The 17970-nt window shown below is 41.5% G+C and carries 16 protein-coding genes, 1 tRNA gene, 1 other RNA gene and 1 pseudogene; 7 read left to right on the forward strand and 12 right to left on the reverse strand.

The annotated features are described in order from the left end of the window. Positions 1 to 340: 340 nt before the first annotated feature. From ssrS to ACFIJ0_RS00475, 3 genes are all read left to right on the forward strand, one after another. Positions 341 to 501: non-coding RNA, 6S RNA (ssrS, locus tag ACFIJ0_RS00465), on the forward strand. Between the two features lie 328 nt (positions 502 to 829). Beyond that, positions 830 to 1435, forward strand: coding sequence for a 5-formyltetrahydrofolate cyclo-ligase (locus tag ACFIJ0_RS00470; protein WP_375622538.1), 606 nt, complete (start codon positions 830 to 832; stop codon positions 1433 to 1435). An 18-nt stretch (positions 1436 to 1453) separates the two neighbouring features. After that, entirely contained in the window at positions 1454 to 2275 is an 822-nt protein-coding gene (locus ACFIJ0_RS00475; RefSeq protein ID WP_375622458.1) for a TIGR00282 family metallophosphoesterase, read from the forward strand. 326 nt (positions 2276 to 2601) lie between these two features. Here ACFIJ0_RS00475 and ACFIJ0_RS00480 read toward each other — a convergent pair whose 3' ends face one another. The 5 genes and pseudogenes from ACFIJ0_RS00480 to ACFIJ0_RS00500 form a co-directional block, all read right to left on the reverse strand. Further along, positions 2602 to 2991 (reverse strand): helix-turn-helix domain-containing protein, encoded by a 390-nt coding sequence (locus ACFIJ0_RS00480; RefSeq protein ID WP_375643944.1) that lies wholly within the window; start codon positions 2989 to 2991, stop codon positions 2602 to 2604. 243 nt (positions 2992 to 3234) lie between these two features. Further along, complete coding sequence (locus tag ACFIJ0_RS00485; protein ID WP_375643946.1) at positions 3235 to 3627, reverse strand: helix-turn-helix domain-containing protein; 393 nt, start codon at positions 3625 to 3627, stop codon at positions 3235 to 3237. A gap of 402 nt (positions 3628 to 4029) precedes the next feature. Further along, positions 4030 to 4355: pseudogene (locus ACFIJ0_RS00490) on the reverse strand (UDP-N-acetylglucosamine 1-carboxyvinyltransferase); the annotation flags it as partial. A gap of 89 nt (positions 4356 to 4444) precedes the next feature. Further along, positions 4445 to 5740, reverse strand: a complete 1296-nt coding sequence (murA, locus tag ACFIJ0_RS00495) for a UDP-N-acetylglucosamine 1-carboxyvinyltransferase (RefSeq protein WP_375643947.1) — start codon at positions 5738 to 5740, stop codon at positions 4445 to 4447. Between the two features lie 174 nt (positions 5741 to 5914). After that, entirely contained in the window at positions 5915 to 6073 is a 159-nt protein-coding gene (locus ACFIJ0_RS00500) for a hypothetical protein (protein ID WP_375624438.1), read from the reverse strand. A gap of 174 nt (positions 6074 to 6247) precedes the next feature. On the opposite strand from ACFIJ0_RS00500, the gene ACFIJ0_RS00505 reads away from it, so the two are divergent. Continuing rightward, positions 6248 to 6322: transfer RNA gene (locus ACFIJ0_RS00505), tRNA-Thr, on the forward strand. Between the two features lie 1047 nt (positions 6323 to 7369). Here ACFIJ0_RS00505 and ACFIJ0_RS00510 read toward each other — a convergent pair. From ACFIJ0_RS00510 to ACFIJ0_RS00525, 4 genes are all read right to left on the reverse strand, one after another. After that, on the reverse strand, positions 7370 to 8113 hold the full coding sequence (locus tag ACFIJ0_RS00510; RefSeq protein WP_375624440.1) for a lambda exonuclease family protein: 744 nt from the start codon (positions 8111 to 8113) through the stop codon (positions 7370 to 7372). A 505-nt stretch (positions 8114 to 8618) separates the two neighbouring features. Further along, positions 8619 to 8807, reverse strand: coding sequence for a hypothetical protein (locus ACFIJ0_RS00515; RefSeq protein WP_375624442.1), 189 nt, complete (start codon positions 8805 to 8807; stop codon positions 8619 to 8621). 2 nt (positions 8808 to 8809) lie between these two features. Next, positions 8810 to 9199 carry a hypothetical protein gene (locus tag ACFIJ0_RS00520; RefSeq protein ID WP_375624444.1) on the reverse strand — a complete coding sequence of 130 codons (390 nt, stop codon included), beginning with the start codon at positions 9197 to 9199 and terminating at the stop codon, positions 8810 to 8812. Between the two features lie 312 nt (positions 9200 to 9511). Continuing rightward, positions 9512 to 9829 carry an XRE family transcriptional regulator gene (locus ACFIJ0_RS00525; RefSeq protein ID WP_375624446.1) on the reverse strand — a complete coding sequence of 106 codons (318 nt, stop codon included), beginning with the start codon at positions 9827 to 9829 and terminating at the stop codon, positions 9512 to 9514. A gap of 431 nt (positions 9830 to 10260) precedes the next feature. On the opposite strand from ACFIJ0_RS00525, the gene ACFIJ0_RS00530 reads away from it, so the two are divergent. After that, positions 10261 to 11331, forward strand: a complete 1071-nt coding sequence (locus tag ACFIJ0_RS00530) for a DUF1376 domain-containing protein (RefSeq protein WP_375624447.1) — start codon at positions 10261 to 10263, stop codon at positions 11329 to 11331. A 136-nt stretch (positions 11332 to 11467) separates the two neighbouring features. On the opposite strand, the gene ACFIJ0_RS00535 is transcribed toward ACFIJ0_RS00530, so the two are convergent. Beyond that, entirely contained in the window at positions 11468 to 11677 is a 210-nt protein-coding gene (locus ACFIJ0_RS00535; protein WP_375644216.1) for a hypothetical protein, read from the reverse strand. A 169-nt stretch (positions 11678 to 11846) separates the two neighbouring features. Between ACFIJ0_RS00535 and ACFIJ0_RS00540 the strand changes: the two genes are divergently transcribed. After that, positions 11847 to 13766: a toprim domain-containing protein gene (locus ACFIJ0_RS00540; protein ID WP_375624451.1), complete on the forward strand. Its 1920-nt coding sequence runs from the start codon at positions 11847 to 11849 to the stop codon at positions 13764 to 13766. Here the strand turns inward: ACFIJ0_RS00540 and ACFIJ0_RS00545 are convergent. Next, complete coding sequence (locus ACFIJ0_RS00545) at positions 13763 to 14098, reverse strand: hypothetical protein (protein ID WP_375644214.1); 336 nt, start codon at positions 14096 to 14098, stop codon at positions 13763 to 13765. The genes ACFIJ0_RS00540 and ACFIJ0_RS00545 overlap by 4 nt on opposite strands. 393 nt (positions 14099 to 14491) lie before the next feature. After that, positions 14492 to 14662 (reverse strand): hypothetical protein, encoded by a 171-nt coding sequence (locus tag ACFIJ0_RS00550; RefSeq protein ID WP_375624454.1) that lies wholly within the window; start codon positions 14660 to 14662, stop codon positions 14492 to 14494. Positions 14663 to 15257: 595 nt separating this feature from the next. Here ACFIJ0_RS00550 and ACFIJ0_RS00555 point away from each other — a divergent pair. Then, positions 15258 to 15788 carry a hypothetical protein gene (locus ACFIJ0_RS00555; protein WP_375624458.1) on the forward strand — a complete coding sequence of 177 codons (531 nt, stop codon included), beginning with the start codon at positions 15258 to 15260 and terminating at the stop codon, positions 15786 to 15788. The last annotated feature ends 2182 nt before the right edge of the window (positions 15789 to 17970 follow it).

Here is a 17970-nt window from a genome sequence, read left to right on the forward strand (position 1 = left end):
TAAAGCAGCACTGAAATATGACTTCACAAGGCAAAAGTTTCAAAGACGCAACACCAGTTCAACAAACATCCTTGAATAAGAAATAAACCTCCCCCAAGCATTCCCCCGAAACTAAAAATCAAGCTATTGCCAATAAACCGTTCTGCGTCACTCAATCACCCACCCCTACTCATATTTTTTGCTTTTCTACTTTGAATAAAGCATTCTATATATCATACAACCATTTCCAGCAGCCACCAGCAAGATTGTAAAAACTCTCTTGAAAAAACTTTATGAAAAAGAAGAGATTGAGATTATTTTATCTCTAGCAGAAACTCTGAAATTGTTTTATATTAAGGAGGGTGTTCTGCGCTTCTCGACAGGAAATAACGTATTCCTGAGACCTTAATGATCTCCGAGGGAGCTGTCCCTGATCAAGCCCGTGGGCTTTTTCATATGGCGCCCACCTATTTGTATAGGTTCCCGGGATCAGCTTTTTCCATCGGCTGTTGTGGATCACCCTTTTTATATTAATAAAATTTTTCCAAATAAAAATTGAGAACGTCCTTTTACATAAGACCAATGACGATACTCTCTTTTCAAGAAATAAAAATGACAATGGGCTTTATTTTATGAAACAGACAGCACTTACAAAAATAATCCCCTCTCTGTGAATCTGCTTCATCCCTTCGCATGACAAGCAGCGCAAAAGCGGTTTATCACATCAAGATGCTCTTTTAATAGAAGAGCGCGCACTTTTTTCATGAGCATAGCTCTTGTCCATAAAGAGATTTACAAAACGTCAACAATGGATAAAATACCAGCATCTTATAAAACAACTGACGAGACAATGACACAAAATCCCCTCTGTGAATCTGCTTCATCCCTTCGCACACAGCAGCGCAAAAGCGGTTTGTCGCGTCGTGATGCTCTTTTAATAGAAGAGCGCGCACTCTTTTCGCAGCGTGCTTGTTGCCACTTTATTGAGTACCTAGAAAAACAGGGAATAGATTTTTCACGCCTCATTTTGGCAGGCTATTGGCCCATTAAATCGGAAATTGACCCGCGTCCTTTACTGGATGCTGTAGCGTTACGCGGTGGGCATTTAGCCTTACCAGCCGTACTTGATTCCACCACCATGATTTTCCGTGCATTTTCACCCAGCACGATTTTAGAACCCATGCGCTTTGGCACCTTTGGTCCAGGGGCCGACAATGGCGTTGTTGTCCCTAATAATATTATTGTTCCGCTTTCTGCGTTTGATCGTCAATGTCACCGTCTTGGCTATGGAGGGGGATATTATGACCGTGCGGTTGAAGCTCTTGAAAAACAAGGGCATCAAATAACATTATGGGGCATAGGATTTTCATGTCAGGAGGTTTCCTCTATTGCCGCAGCAGAACATGATCTACAGGTACAGGGCATTTTTACAGAAAAAGGTTTCTTAAAATGTTAAAATGTGATTAAAGCGCCTATGCGTTTTTTATTTTTAGGTGACATTGTTGGTAACACAGGCTGTAAAGCTGTTTTTGAACGCCTTCCTCAACTGATTGAGAAATGGCAGCTTGATTTTGTTGTAGTAAATGGTGAGAATGCCTCTGGTGGTTTTGGTCTCACACACGAGACGTATCAAGATCTTTTGATGACCGGTGTTGATGTTGTCACCTCGGGCAATCATGCTTTTTCTCACAAAGAAACATTACAGTATGCCCATGAGAGTGATCGTTTTTTACGCCCTGCCAATTTTTCGAAAGAAACTCCCGGAAGAGGTACTGGTGTTTTTACGGCAAAAAATGGAGCCCGTGTTCTTGTCGCCAATCTGTTGGGCAATGTTTTTATGCCGTGCAAAGTAGAAGATCCATTTGAAACAGCGGAAAATATTCTCTCAGCCTGTTCGTTGATGGAACAAGCCGATACGGTTATTTTTGACTTTCACGCAGAAACAACAAGCGAGAAGCAATGTTTTGGCCATTTTCTTGATGGTCGTGTGAGTGTTATCGTTGGCACGCATACGCATATTCCCACGGCTGACGCGCAGATCTTAGAAGGTGGGAGCGCCTATTTAACGGATGCAGGCATGTGTGGAGATTACAACTCATCTCTTGGAATGGATAAAGAAGAACCCTTACACCGTTTTCTTTATAAAACGAAACAAGATCGTTTTGAACCCGCGTGCGGTCCCGCCACCCTTTGTGGTTTAGCGGTTGAAATTTCAGATCGCACAGGTTTAGCAGAAAAAGTCTCGGCGGTACGGATTGGTCCTCATTTAAAGCCTGAAATTCCGGATTTTTGGTAGCTTCTTTTAAGCCGCCCTTTTGATAATCTCTTTCCAATGTTTCCTTTTGAAAACTCTTTTTGGCAAGACGATTTTTCAAACCCTTCGCAAATCCCTAAAAATGCCAGCGCTCCAATTTGCCTAACACAAATAAGTCACCCTTTAAAAAAAGGATAAAGGATAAAGGATAAAGGATAAAATTTTTCGTGATCTTTAAAATGATGAGAAGGAGGTTCCATTTGGACATTTCTGCGGGGGGGGAGGAGAAATGTTAACCCCCCTTCTCTAAAAAAGGGTTTATATAATAATTGATTATTTAGCAAGAGACTCTTTAATTTTTTTTTGCTTTAATGAGACAAACACAAAATTGCTTTCTGCTTTTTAGGTTTGAGCTCTCTAAAACTTTTCAAAAGGATGTGCTCTTCTTTGCTCGATATTCCTTCATCACAAGGATACAAGACGTTTTCTTTTGTTGAGAGATCAGCGTAAAAAAAGGAAATGGGAACATTGAGAATATCGGCAATTTCTTGTAAACGCCCTGCCCCTATACGATTAGAGCCTTTTTCATATTTTTGGATTTGTTGAAACGTCACACCTAACTGGCTACCTAATTGCTTTTGCGACATTCCGATCATTGTTCTTTTAAAGCGAATTTTTCTGCCTATCGAAATATCGTTAAAGTGTGGATTTTTATTTTGCACTTCAAGCTCCCCTGCCGGTTGCGAGCGCCCTCGCATGAGTATTCCGGGAGTCAAAAACACTGAGTTCAGTCAGCTTTTTTGCTTTTAGTGCTTATAGCACCTGGACATGGCAAAAACTCCCGGAATTCCGGGAAACCTACAGAGTAGATTAATCTTATGTACTGAACTTTAGGGGTTTTGAATCCCTCTTAGTCGCTGCGTAGACGACCAAAGTTACAGTGTTATTCATAAAGCAATTTCAGGAGATTTACAATAAGAATTAAAGCAGTGTTTTTTATCTCATGAGACAATCAAACACAAAATTGCTTTCTGCTTTTTAGGTTTGAGCTCTCTAAAACTTTTCAAAAGTATGTGCTCTTCTTTGCTCGATATTCCTTCATCACAGCAATACAAGACGTTTTCTTTTGTTGAGAGATCAGCGTAAAAAAAGGAAATGGGAACATTGAGAATATCAGCAATTTCTTGTAAACGCCCCGCTCCTATACGATTTAACCCTTTTTCATATTTTTGGATTTGTTGAAACGTCACACCTAACTGGCTACCTAATTGCTTTTGCGACATTCCCAGCATTGTTCTTTTAAAGCGAATTTTTCTGCCTATCGAAATATCGTTAAAGTGTGGATTTTTATTTTGCACTTCAAGCTCCCCTGCCGGTTGCGAGCGCCCTCGCATGAGTATTCCGGGAGTCTGAAAGTACTGAGTTCGAATCAGCTTTTTTTGCTTTTAGTGCTTATAGCACCTGGACATAGCAAAAACTCCCGGAATTCCGGGATACCCACAAAAGTGAGTTCATTTTATGATCGAACTTTAGGGCTTTCAGACCCTACTGATCGTTGCGTAGACGACCAAAGTCACCCTTTAAGGTATAAAGTAATTTCAGGAGATTTACAATAAGAATTAAAGCAGTGTTTGTTTGTTTCATGAGCTCCACCCGCCTCTCAAACTTTTATGCCCGCTCATAAAAACTCCAAAACCATGAGATAAGCCCCGCGTTTATTGAGAGGATTAACAACCTGTGACCCCTTGAGATCACCCTCCCCCGAAGAGAGAAATTAAAGAATACCCTCAAAAGATTTACACTGTGATACGTTGGATTTTTGCACCACAACGGACTAATTTTTCTTCTAATCTTTCAAATCCACGATCAAGATGATAAACACGATTGACGATTGTTTCCCCCTTTGCCGCCAATGTAACAAGATAAGAGGGCTGCAATCACAAGAGAAACAAAAAGCGCGCAAATCTGTCGCCATGACAGGAGCCCCTTGCGAATTCTCTGTTCCATGAGATGCGTTGCCCTCTCGCCCATCAAGCTTTCTCGACGCCCTCAAACGATTAAGTTCTTGAACATGCATAAAACGATTTTCGAAAATCGTCTCTGTAATATGCGCGATTCCCTCACCCCCATGTCATGAAAGCATGCTGCCCACAACCTCCACCTCAAGCAACCTCTCAAAGCCATTCTTTGTGGAGCATATCTTTGAAAGATTTACACTGTGATACGTTGGATTTTTGCACCACAACGGACTAATTTTTCTTCTAATCTTTCAAATCCACGATCAAGATGATAAACACGATTGACGATTGTTTCCCCCTTTGCCGCCAATGCTGCAATCACAAGAGAAACAGAAGCGCGCAAATCTGTCGCCATGACAGGAGCCCCTTGCAAATTCTCTGTTCCATAGATGGTTGCCGTCTGCCCATCAAGCTTTATCTGTGCCCCTAAACGATTGAGTTCTTGAACATGCATAAAACGATTTTCGAAAATCGTCTCTGTAATATGCGCGATTCCTTCAGCTCGTGTCATGAGCGCCATGAACTGCGCTTGGAGATCAGTTGGAAAAGCAGGATAAGGTCCTGTTTTAATATCAACGGGCATAATTTTTGTGTTTTTTGGATTTCGCTTAACGTGAATTCCTTGAGGTTCTATTTGAATCTCGAGTCCTGTTTTTTGGAGCACCTTAAGCACTTTTGTGAGATGGTTAGGATTTGCATTTTTAAGAAAGACATCTCCTCCTGTCATAGCAACAGCTATTGCATATGTCCCCGCTTCGATTCGATCAGCAATAACGCGTATTTTTGTCCCTTTAAGTTTTTTAACCCCTTCAATTGTAAGCGTTGTTGTTCCTTCACCGGTTATTTGAGCCCCCATAGCATTCAGGGTTCTAATAAGGTTTGCCACTTCTGGTTCACAAGCCGCATTCTCAAGAACGGTTGTTCCCTTTGCCAGTGTTGCTGCCATAAGTATCACATGTGTTCCACCAACAGTGACTTTAGGGAACCGATAGTAAGCACCTTTTAACCCCCTTGGTGCTTTTGCATGAACATATCCATTTTCGATCGTAATCTGTGCGCCTAAAGTTTTGAGTCCTTCAAGGATAAAATCGACAGGTCTTGTTCCAATAGCACATCCTCCAGGAAGCGAAACATAAGCCTCTAAGCATCGTGCCAAGAGAGGTCCGATAACCCAAAAGCTTGCGCGCATTTTTTTCACCAATTCGTACGGCGCACGTGTTGTAGCTATTTTTTGCGCAGTAAAATGAATTGTTCTTGAATTCACACACTCATCGTTAAACTCTTGTCCATCAACGGCATATCCAACACCATGATTATTGAGAATACGAATAAGCAGTTCGACATCGGCCAGATGGGGAATATTTTCTAAAGTGAGGGTTTCTTCTGTCAAAAGCGCCGCAATCATAAGAGGCAATGCAGCATTTTTTGCCCCTGATATAGGAATTGTCCCTTTAAGTTTTTCTCCGCCAACAATTTGAATAGAATCCATAGTGTTTTCCCTCTTTTCCTTTGTGCCTGCCCTTCCAAAGGTTTTTCCCCTTCGGGAAGTTATGCTTTATTAATCGTTTTAGAACGTACTCTAAATATGAAAACAAATTATTGAGAAGTTTGGTTGCAAAGCTTCACTAAAAAACATTTTTTGCATTTTGGAGCTTTTTGCATTTTAGAGCTCTGTTTGCGCTCTTTTTCGGCTTTGCTCTTTTCGACGTTTCAGGTTTTGACGCAATTGTTGCGCCAATCTTTCTTGACGTCGTTTTGCTTTTTCATCTTGGTGATTCATTTCATCTTGTTTTTGTTTTTGTTTTTGATGCATTTGTATCATTGCGCAACCTTATGAACAGTGTTGAGCCTATCCAAGCGCTCATAGCCTTAAATATTTAAGCGGATAAGAAACATATGTCATGACATAAGATACGTTTTCTTGCAAGAATATACAAATGTTCTCTTGCCTATTTTCTGACAATATGGCACAAGACAGCGCAAAGATTGAAAAAGGGCTGCGGTAGCTCAGTGGTAGAGCACTCCCTTGGTAAGGGAGAGGTCGAGAGTTCAATCCTCTCTCGCAGCACCATTTTATTCTTCTTTTGCCCCTCTTCTCTTTTTCCACAAACATCAATCACCTCCATCGAATCCTCCATCAACGAAAGTATCATACGCAGCATTCTCTCCCCAGTGAGAAAAACTCTTTCCTTTTTATTACTGCCTCCCTAACACTCAATATCCAAAGCAGCTAAAACCCACGCCTCAATACGTCTCCTGTCTCACTTCCCCCTAACCATCCCCTTCCCCATTTTTTCCCTAAACCACCTCACTTCCCCAACACACCTACCACAGTTCCTCATGCATAGGCTCTTTATGCCTCCCTTTCCCATACCAACTAAAACAGATAGCCCCCCAAGAACAAAAGCATAACGCGCACCATTGTCACCGCAATAAAAAAGCACTTAGCCCATCATGCATAAAATAATCCCCCCCTTAACACTTAACACAGAAGCTCCCGGTCCCCCCCCCCCGTGTCTCAATACGTCTAAACAAGCTTTAGCGGTTTTAATTCCCCCTTCAAACATCTTCCTCCATTTTCCAGCATGNAATAATGCCCCCCCTTAACACTTAACACAGAAGCTCCCGGTCCCCCCCCGTATCTCAATACGTCTAAACAAGCTTTAACGGTCTCACTTCTCCACCTCCTTCATTTCCTCACCCCCCCAAAATAAACCAGCCGACACCTTTTTCCCCTCGCAAAGCGCCCGCAATTTCTCATACATAGGCTCTTTTCTTCATACCCTCCTGTCTCATATCGGCTTAAAAATTTCCCCACGTCCCCCCCAAGAACAAAAGCATAACGCGCACCATTGTCACCGCAATAAAAAAGCACTTAGCCCATCATGCATAAAATAATCCCCCCCTTAACACTTAACACAGAAGCTCCCGGTCCCCCCCCCCCGTGTCTCAATACGTCTAAACAAGCTTTAGCGGTTTTAATTCCCCCTTCAAACATCTTCCTCCATTTTCCAGCATGCTTTCCTATTCACTCCAAGCTCCCTGCCTGTGCTCTCCTCAAACACCCCACTTGCTTTTCTCTCTCTGCTCTTTCCTTTTTATAAAACTTTGTCCCTATTTAACGCTGTACAGATCCCTTTCTCCCCCGCCTCCTTCTTGTTTTGCCCACCAGAAGACGCTTTGCATTCGCTCCCTGCTCCCTGTTTTTCCTTTCCTTCAAAGCCATTTCTGTCCTTATACTAAAACCTGTCTCAACACACTTAATTTGCTGTACCATATTCTCCAAAGCCTCATTAAAACGGCTAATTTCATTTTCAAGCTTGCAAATATACGCTTCATCACGATAAGCACGTTTAATCAAAGGTGGCATATCAGGCCAATAGAGCATTAAATCCACCCATTCGCGTTCAGAAATCCATAACCCTCCTTGACATTGTGCTTTATGTTCTGCTGGAAAATTCTTTTGCATGAAATGAGGGATCAAAATTTCAGGTTTTTTTGTTTTAATTTCTAATAAGCCATTTTTTCCCACAAAAGCATCGGGAGAAAATCCTTTCATGCGATCATCTGCCAAAACAAAGCCAATACATTCAGGTTCTGTATTTGTGCGTTCCCCATAGAGCTGTCGTGCGGTTGGTTCTAATTCTGTCCCGCGTCTCATAGAAAGCGTTGTTCCTTCCTCAACGGTTTTTCCTGTAATTCTTTCTCCCGCCAATTTCATCATCACACTGTGATATCGTGAAGTTTTTTGCCCCTGTTTTTTTTGTGCCATAACCATCTCAAACAAAGAAGCCGTAATCAAACCATTACGCACTTTCTGCCATTCTTCCGTTCCCTGAATACAATCGATAATGATTGGCATAGTATTTCTCCCCTTCATCTTTAAAGTGTTTTTTGCAATATATCCTCTTTGAAACATTCACATTTTTTAAGCTGTGTCCCTCACACGGACTAAAGGCGACAGCATCCTTCAATATTGCGCCCCTGCAAACACAAAAACCTGCTCTTTTTCCCCTTGAACTTGCCTTTTTATAGGTTGGCACCTGTTCAACGCTGTACTGCTGCTTCTCTTCCTCCTAAGCCTCATTGTCGTTCTCCAACATGCTTTCGTGTCACTCCAAAGTCACTGACCTTCCCCTTCATCCCTTCATTTCCTCACCCCCCCAATAAACCAGCCGACACCTTTTTCCCCTCGCAAAGCGCCCGCAATTTCTCATACATAGGCTCTTTTCTTCATACCCTCCTGTCTCATATCGGCTTAAAACTTTCCCCCACGTCCCCCCCAAGAACAAAAGCATAACGCGCACCATTGTCACCGCAATAAAAAAGCACTTAGCCCATTATTGCGGCTCCTTTTTTCAATCTAGCTATTGCACAACAGAAAAATCATGGCGACAATATTCTACCTCCAATTTTTTTGCCATAAACTGAGCCACCTCTTGCGATATGAAAAGAATAGCATTGTGTTTTTGTGGTTCGAGTCTAATTAAATTTCGCATATTTCCAGCATAATAAAGTGGAATCCCTTGATAAGAAGTCTTGAGATAGCTTGGCATGTTTACCACCAATAATCTGTCAAGACATCACATGGGCGTAAACGATGCTGTTTTTCATAAGAGCCATAGAGATTATCTTCATAATCACAAGCCGCTCTTTCATTTAAACAAGCATGATAAGCTTCACTATTTAAAACGAATGGCTGTAATGGCGTATTTTCTTCATTCATTTCATGATTTTCGACATAAAAATCAGCGATTTGTTCCGTAACATCTTCAGCATGAGAAGTTGTCAGATCGAGTCGTAAAACTCTATAAACAGTTTCACATTCTTCAATCAGTTCGAGCGCTTCTTCGATTTCGTCGATTGGTCCTTCATACGTATCAGGATTTTCATCTTCACATAGAACGATAATGATTTCATCCTCTTTAACGAACGGAACATTTTTCATGATTTCCCCCTTTAGATAGTTGATAAAGCATAGCCTTGTCTTGACAAGACTAAATATAGCGTTAGTCTTATATCCTCTATAGGAGAGATGTCAATCATTTTATCCTTCATAAAAGATATATTTTAAATCTTTACGGGGTTCAAATGACATATGTAAATAAAAATCTATTATTCTTTGTTCCCCTCATGTCCCTTTGTTGTTCTCTATTTGTTCTTACTCGATTGCAATTATAAACACACAGGAGAGATAAAATGAGTGATATAATATTAATAAAATACTGGAGTCGTCTTGATTCAAAAGCACAGAAAGAAGTTATTTTGAAGCTTCGTCAAAGGGTCGCCGCAAAAGAGTCAAAATCGCCTGTCTCTCTTGTGGAGAAAGTCTTGAAATAAGCTCTATAAATTCTTTATCTTCAGGGCTAGCCCCTTTTCCGTAAAGAATATAATTCATACTGATATTAATTTCGTGACAAATTCGCGAGAGAGATTCGATTGTTGGTTCTTTTCCTTCAGAAAGAATAGAATGAAGGTATCCCGCACCTTTACCGGCAGCGAGGGAGATAGATCTTTTTGACCGCCCACTTTTTTCCAAAGCGATTCTTAATCTTTGACGCCAACCATCGATATTCATAATTTCACCATATAGCGCGTCTTTTAAAAAAAACACGTCCTTTTTATAAAACGGGCTTGCATTATCCTCTAAAAAGGATAAAATTAAGGAAACAAATTTTACTTTTTAGGGGGGGAAAATTTTTTATTTTTGGATCATAAAAACAATTTAACCACCCTACAGGATATAAAAGACCACCTCCAAAAGCTTCTGCCCAAAGCAAATACCCAAAGCAGATACATTGAGAATATGTGGTACTCTTTATTTTTTCCATCACCGCAGTCTTAAATCGTAAGTTTGCATGCGCTTCAAGCACACCCAATCATTTATAAGCGTCGTAAAGAAGCCTCTAGTCATCACCAAACAGCGCCCAAACAAAACACAAGCTAAATCCCTATTTGCGCTTTTATCGTCAATAAAAATGTATAAAAAAGAAGAAAGTAGATTGCAGTATGAAACACGCTAATCAACAAGAAACTCCTCATTATGAATCGTCTAGACTTCCATATGTTTGTTGGTATCAAAATGACTTTCTAGGAGGTGTTCGTGGAATGCGTGCACACGAAATTGGAGTCTATACGATTCTCCTCAATGAAATGTATGCACGCGGCCGTCCTCTAGAAATATCGGAAGAACGTTTAGCGCGTCTTTGCGGTTGTGACAAGCGAACTTTTGTTAATGTTTTAGAAATGCTCATCCAAGAGGGTAAGATTTTAAATTTAGCCAATGGATTATGGAACAAGCGTTGCGAAAATGTTTTTAAAGAGCGTGAAAAATTGCTTGAACAAAAATCCTTTGCGGGGCGTTCTTCGGCAAAAAAGCGCAAGAAAATCAATGCTGAAATTCAACAACTGCTTAACGAGAGTACAAAAGATGCTGAACAAAGCTTAGAAGCTCAAAAGACAGAAGAAAAGGAAACACCTCACGGTGTTTTTGAAAAGAAAATTTTGTTTGATAAGACAGAACCTTGTTTTTCCTGCGAAGAGAACTTTGAACTAAGCGATCACCCGTCTCTCTCCTTAGCCCTTGATTCTGCTCTCCCTTCCCCTCCACAAGAAGAAGCGGAGCAAAAAAACGCCTCCCCCTTAAACGCTCCGCAAGCCGATTTTACCTCCGCCCCTATCGCGCAAATTGTCACGGAGGAAAAAACAAAATCCGCTACCAATCTCCCGCCCAGCAATCTCCCTGTATCCATCCCGCCTTCTTCGAACAAAAAACCCACTGCCTCAGTTGCCAAAGGGCACCGTCTTCCTGAGCATTGGCAAGCAGACATCAAGGCGGCAGTTTCAGAAGGCTTGAGTGAAAGCCAAGCCCATTGGCAAGCCAAGAAGTTTCGCGACTATTGGCAAGCCAAGAGCGGCAAAGAAGCTCTCAAAGTAGACTGGCAAGCCACATGGCGCAACTGGTTTCGCCGTGAGATCGAACGACTAGAACAGCAAAAACAGGGAGGCTCCTCATCTTTCATCTCTGAGAACAACGATACGCTTTACCGCAGTTTGATCAACTATAGCGACAATTTTTGACATCATACGAATAACGTATTTTTCAAGCACGCACGGGGACAAAAAAAATGTTTAAAAACCATAAAAATAACAACAATATCAATGAAATAAGTCATTCATACAGCAAAACGAGTCAACATCACCCCTACTACTCTCATCACAAAAGCGCTTGCCCTACACGCCTCATCTCTTGCATGCAAAGGAGCCAAACGCTCTCCAGCCTTCCTGTATCCATCCCGTCTTCTTTCAACAAAAAACCCACTGCCTCAGTTGCCCAAGGACACCGTTTTCCATACACTTGGCAAATAGTTATCAACGCAGCAGTTTCAGAAGGCTTGAGTGAAAGCCAAGCCCATTGGCAAGCCAAGAAGTTTCGCGACTATTGGCAAGCCAAGAGCGGCAAAGAAGCTCTCAGAGTAGACTGGCAAGCCCCATAGCACCACGGATTTCACTATCAGATCGAACGATTAGAACAGCAAAAAGAGAGTCCTCACCTCTCACATCTAAGAAAAGCGACAATAATATCACGAATGACCATGAGCACAATTTTTGAGATCAAACAAAAACTTATCTCGCAAGCAGATAGAATAGCAGAAATGCTTCTTCCCCAAGGGCACAAACGAGGCAACAATTGGATTGTAGGCAACACACGCGGTGAAGCCGGTCAAAGTTTATCGATTTGTTTAAGCGGCAGTAAAGCAGGACTTTGGTATGATTTTGCAGAAGGCATCGGAGGCGATCTTTTAGACCTTTGGTGTGAAGTCAAAGGCATTAGCCTCTCTCAAGCATTAGAAGAAGCACGCGCGACTCTCAATCTGACACGTCCAAAACCCTTTATGGTCCCCCATCGTTCCTATCGGCGTCCACCGGTTCCTACAGGGTGCATCCCGCAGAATCTCGTAAAAAACTATCTCCACAAAGAACGCCACATTCCTTTAGAGGTTATAAAGCGTTACCGCATAGGAGAAGATGGTGAAAAAATCATTTTCCCCTTTTATAAACCCGATGGGACCCTTGCGTTAGTCAAAGAACGGCTTGCGCAAGCAGGAGCAAAAACCAAACCAACAGCCTCCCAATGTGAACCGATTTTGTTTGGTTGGCAAGCCCTTTGCCCCACTCAAAACACCCCCTCAACAAACCACACCTCCCCACCTGCATCCCAAAACATCCCCTCAACAGATCATGCCTCTACACATGCATCTCAGCATGTCCCCTTCATGGAGTGCGCGCCATTCCCTACGCTTTCTTCAAAAAACCGTACAATTGTTATCACTGAAGGAGAAATTGATGCGCTTTCCTTAGCGGCCTATGGATATCCGGCGGTTTCTGTTCCCTTTGGAGGAGGACGTGGGGGAAAACACAACTGGATTGAAAATGAATTTGATCATTTAGAATCTTTTGAAACGATTTTTTTAGCCACCGATATGGATCAGCCAGGAGAAGAAGCAGCATTTGAAATTGCCAGCAGGCTTGGACGCCACCGTTGCTACCGTGTACATTTACCCCGCAAAGATGCCAATGACTGTTTAACCGCAGGGATTGATAGAGCCACCATAAAAGCCGCCTTTTCCTCAGCACAAAGCTTTGCACCAGAAGGTTTACGGCGCGCCTCAGACTATAAAGATCAAGTAATAGGGATTTTTTGGCCAGAGCCTGAAAAACATCTTGGTTATACGGTTCCCTATCCTAAACTGAAGGACAAATTGCATTTCCGCCCAGCAGAATTAACGCTCTGGAGCGGTGCGAGTGGAGCAGGCAAAAGCCAATTGTTATCAGACTGTATTCCCCATTGGATTGCGCAAAAGAGTCGCCTTTGCTTAGCGTCTCTAGAAATGAAAGGAGAACAATCTTTACGGCGTTTAACCAAACAAACGGGCGGATTAGAACAACCGACAAAAGAGACAATTGAACGGATTCTTCATTTTTTAGACGATGGTCTTATTCTTTATGAACATGTTGGCAAATCAAGTGTAGATACCTTGCTTGATGTCTTTGATTATTGCCGTGCGCGCTATGGCTGCGATCAATTTATCATCGACAGTCTGATGCGGCTTGGCATTGCCTCTGATGATTATGCAAAACAAGAACAAGCCGTTTATAAAATGGTTGATTGGGCTGTTTTAAACAGTGTACACATTCATCTTGTAGCCCATGCCCGCAAAGGCGGTCTGGATAAAGATATCCCCAGCACAGAAGACATTAAAGGCGCCTCAGAAATTGGTGCCAATGCCTTTAACATTATCACCATTTGGCGCAATCGGTCGTTAGAAGATAAAATCTTTGCTGCCTCTCTCGCACAAGAAAAAGCTGATTTAGCCAAACGCCCCGGCGTCATTATGAATATAGCCAAACAACGTTCTGGCGATTTTGAAGGCAAAGTTGGTCTTTGGTTTGATCCCCAAACCTACCGCTATCGCTGTTCTTTTGAACAATCATTCCCCCGACGTTATCTTTAATACTCCATAATTCCCACTCTCTTAAAAACGCCTCCGCTATCACACACACGCCTTGCGCCCACATAAACAACAGGAAGGGTAAATCCACAAATGACGAAAAACACCCAATCCTTTGAGAACCAAAGCCAGCTCCAACCCATATGCTCTGCTCCCACAGGCAAACAAAGAAGGGTCGCTCCAACAATGGTGCAAAACACCAACCCCTTCAATAACCACAAACAACGCGTCACCCCCCATCTCGCCGCCCCCTCATAAGCAAAATCAAGAGCCACTCCAACAGTGCAGCAAACACAATCCCTATCAAGGACAATAGTCCCCACGGTATTGCCCATACTCCTCATCCCCACTAAGAGCCCAAAAAAGGACGACTCCTAAAATGCAATAAAACAGCACTTCCTTCAAAAGGAGGAAAACACCAACTACCTCAAAAACCAAGCCCATAAAACACGCGCACGCCTTACACCCTGATAAATCAAAGGAGAAAAAAATCCAACAATAAAGGAAAACACCCTCTCATTTGAGAACCAAAGCCAGCTCAACCCCATACGCTCTGCTCCCTCACGAGTAAAAAAAGGATTGGTGCCAAAATGCAGAAAAACAGCACAAAATTCAAAGCACGCAACGACCTCTGTAAAACCGTATCACCTTGCTCGCGTATAAAGAACCCCAAGAGCACTTTCAACAATACAGTCAAGAGCAATCCCTTTAAGAATACCGCCTTTATGCTACCCATATCCCTGACGTCCACAGCAGCAAACCACAGGATAAAGCCCATCATGCAACAAAACATGACCGCCTTCAAGAGCAGCTCCCCACAAACAGCGCACCTGCCCACGCCCACATAAACAAAACCAAGGGGAGTGGCAATAAAGCCATAAAGCACCACCTATCTCCAAAACATCCACCCTGTAACAGAGCGACGCTTTGCTCCCTTATAAATAAAAATCAAGGCCAGAGCAAAAAAAGGAACAAGTCCAACAGTGCCCGCAAACACTCCATTGTTAGAGATCAAAAACCAGTGCCCCCCCATATGCCTCGCTCCGTTATGCGCCAACCCAACAACACACCAACACCTTCAATAAAGACACCCCACGCGATATCCATTTACCCCGCACCCTCATAAGAAAAACAAAGGGTCGCTCCAGCAATACAAAAAAGCACCACCCCTTGCAAAAAAACTGCCACGTAATAACCGATTGCCCTGCACCCTCATAAGAAAAACCAAAATGCTCAAAGCTTGCTTATAAACAAACTTAGAGGTCACACCAACAAAGAACGCAAGCACCCACTCTTAAAAAATGCCTTCCTTGTAACCCCGAAAGACCTCATTCCCACATAAATAGAAACAAAGACAAGAGCCCAAAGGCAGAAAATTGCCCATCCCGCAAAAAGAGGACATAAAAACATATCCCTCAACAAGCATACAACAGTACAATCCCATTTCTTTGCATAAACATAAAGAAGCAAATTTAAAATTTTTAAGGAGATGCTATGAACCATCAAGATAAAGGAAAGCACATTGGTCATTTAAAGGCGCAAGAAATCTCTGTTGAAACGAGTAATCCTTATTTTCAACCCAATCATCCAGAAAGCTCTAGCAATCCCCGTACAATCAATGCCATTACCAATGCACAAAGCAATCCCATTGCACTTTTATACGCCAAAGGACATCTCAGCAAAGCCCAATATAAAGCAGCAGAACGTTTTTATTTTTACTGGCGTCAAAGCCAAGCCGATCTCCACATGAGCCTTGACTACACCCGTGAAAAAGTTTCCTGTAGCCAAGGGTACACACACCCCATTGAACGTCAAATAGAAGCATCCAATCATTTAAAGACAATCAAAGTTCAACTGGGTATTCTTGGTTATTCACTGCTTGAACGAGTTATTGGCTATGGACAAGCAATCAAAGAATTAAGTTCTTCAAAACGCAAACAAAATTCCCTTGCCGATCATTTACGAGATTGTTTAGACTTGCTAGCATTTCATTGGGGATATGCAAACCATAAACACTCTGAATAATCCTCCTCCTCGCCATTTTAAGCTGCCTCCTATGTTGCTGCCCCCCCTCTAAAGCCCCCACCACACTGCTCGAGCATCCAGCGGCTCCCTCCTCCCACCTTTTCCATCACCTCGCCCCCCAAAGAATGCAGCTTCACAACCCCCCCCCACACTCAAGATACACTCCGCAACCTTAAAAACAAAAAACTTTCCCCACACCAGTCCTATAATCATGAGGTGCTCTTAATTCGTTTTTATTGAAGAATAAGTTTTGTTTAAGATACTTGCATGTATCATAACAGCTTTAAATATAGTTTAATTAATGTCGAGTCTCAAAATAAATATTCAATTGAAAAAAGTATTTTTTATATTGATATCTTTTGAATTCTCTGCTAATTATAGCGTCATGGTTTTTTTTAGTATGAATTTGTGTATTTAGTACGGTTTTTTAAATTCATTCTTTTTTAACATGTCCTACTAGTCAATGTTAAATTCTCCTGCTTTTAGTCCTCTGATTGCAACGGGGGACTTTTTTTTGTGACTATACTTTTTTATAAATGTATGATTTTAAATCACTCCCTTATGAGCTTGTTATACTCCTCCATAAGATCTACCCGCAAAATAGATGATTCTTTTGTCAAATTGTCTTACGTTCCATTCTCACAGAACAAAGATTCTTAATCCAATCTGATCTACAAACAGCTTGGATATACTTCACTCTTGGTTTTCCATTTAGGGTTTTCAGCTAAACTCAAGGCGGGACAAAGCAAGCTCTGCCCTAAAGATCCACCACGCCCTAAAAAACACTTAAACATATCCAAGGCAGCTTGCTTCATATCATCAAACCTCAAAGGACAGTGTTTTACGACATAACAGAATGATTTATATTTGATGACTTTCTTTATTCTGTACCCCACCAACAGGTTGATGTATCACGACAACACATTGATTTATAATTATAATCGACTGTTATTCATCTTAAAATAAGAGACTCAAATATTACAGGGATTCTCTCATTTAAAATTTATTTCATGTTACATCAATCAACACCATATCTTTTGCATGTTACAAACATGAGAGACATATGAAATAAAACACTTCAAAGATAAAGAATCAAAATGCCTCTTATAAACACTCTCAAGAGCCAAAGGCTATCATCACATTAGGCGCTAGAATAGTATATGATAGTGCTGGCTTTCCTCTTATGAGATTTTAAGAAGGGCTTATCCACTTCACAAGAGATTTCACCAACATCCCCATTCACCAACATCCCCATTCACCAACATCCCCATTCACCAACATCCCCATTCACCAACATCCCCATTCACCAACATCATTGTGATGATAAGACAACATTATGTTTTTTAAACAAGTACGTAAATATACAACACAAATATATTCTGTTTGGAACATTCTGTTTTACGTAAGGCGCGTAAAACCCCATTTAAAAATGAAATCCCCATGAGAAAAAAATCTAAAGCATGAGGATAAAAACATGAGGCAATGCGTAATCTTCATTCAGATATTGCTCTTTAACCGTCAAACCAAATAAAAAATAGATCCGGAAAGACGGAGGGAAGCTTTATCTATAGCACTTCATGTTCTTCTCACATATGTTCATCTTCCTGCTTTAAGAGATAAACTAAAAATATACCAACATCTCTCCTAACATCCCCCTTTTTCTAGCATCCCTCAAGAATCAAAAACTATACAGCTTATTTGGTCATATTATAAAACACTGTTCTTTTAAGGCGGTGTTGAAGCAGTTAAAATAATTGAAGTATTTAGCCAACGCCATTAGCGAAGCAAAAAAACAAACTGTTGAAAAGCCGTGCAAATCTTGTGTAAACACAAAAAAAACAATAAAAAGGCACAAAAATATCTTAATTTTTATAAAAATACTCAGCGTCTTTTACGATTGTATTGACGAACAACCCTGATCACATAATCACCTTAAATATTGAGAATAAAGAATGAATAGCCCTAACAAATACAGCAGCCTATCAATATAAAATATATAAACAAATCTTTTGGCTATCCCTGTTTTTTACGGAATATGCCTTTCCCTATGGATGCACTCAAGCTCTCAAAAGAGTGCATCCATGCCTACAGGATGCATCCCACCCTCATAAGGCAGCATCCAAATCCATGAGAGGATGCACTCAAGCCCTCAAAGAGTGCATCCTTCCCCTCAACGGATACT

This window comes from Bartonella sp. OC68QHHN (assembly GCF_042193875.1).
GTDB lineage: Bacteria > Pseudomonadota > Alphaproteobacteria > Rhizobiales > Rhizobiaceae > Bartonella > Bartonella grahamii_A.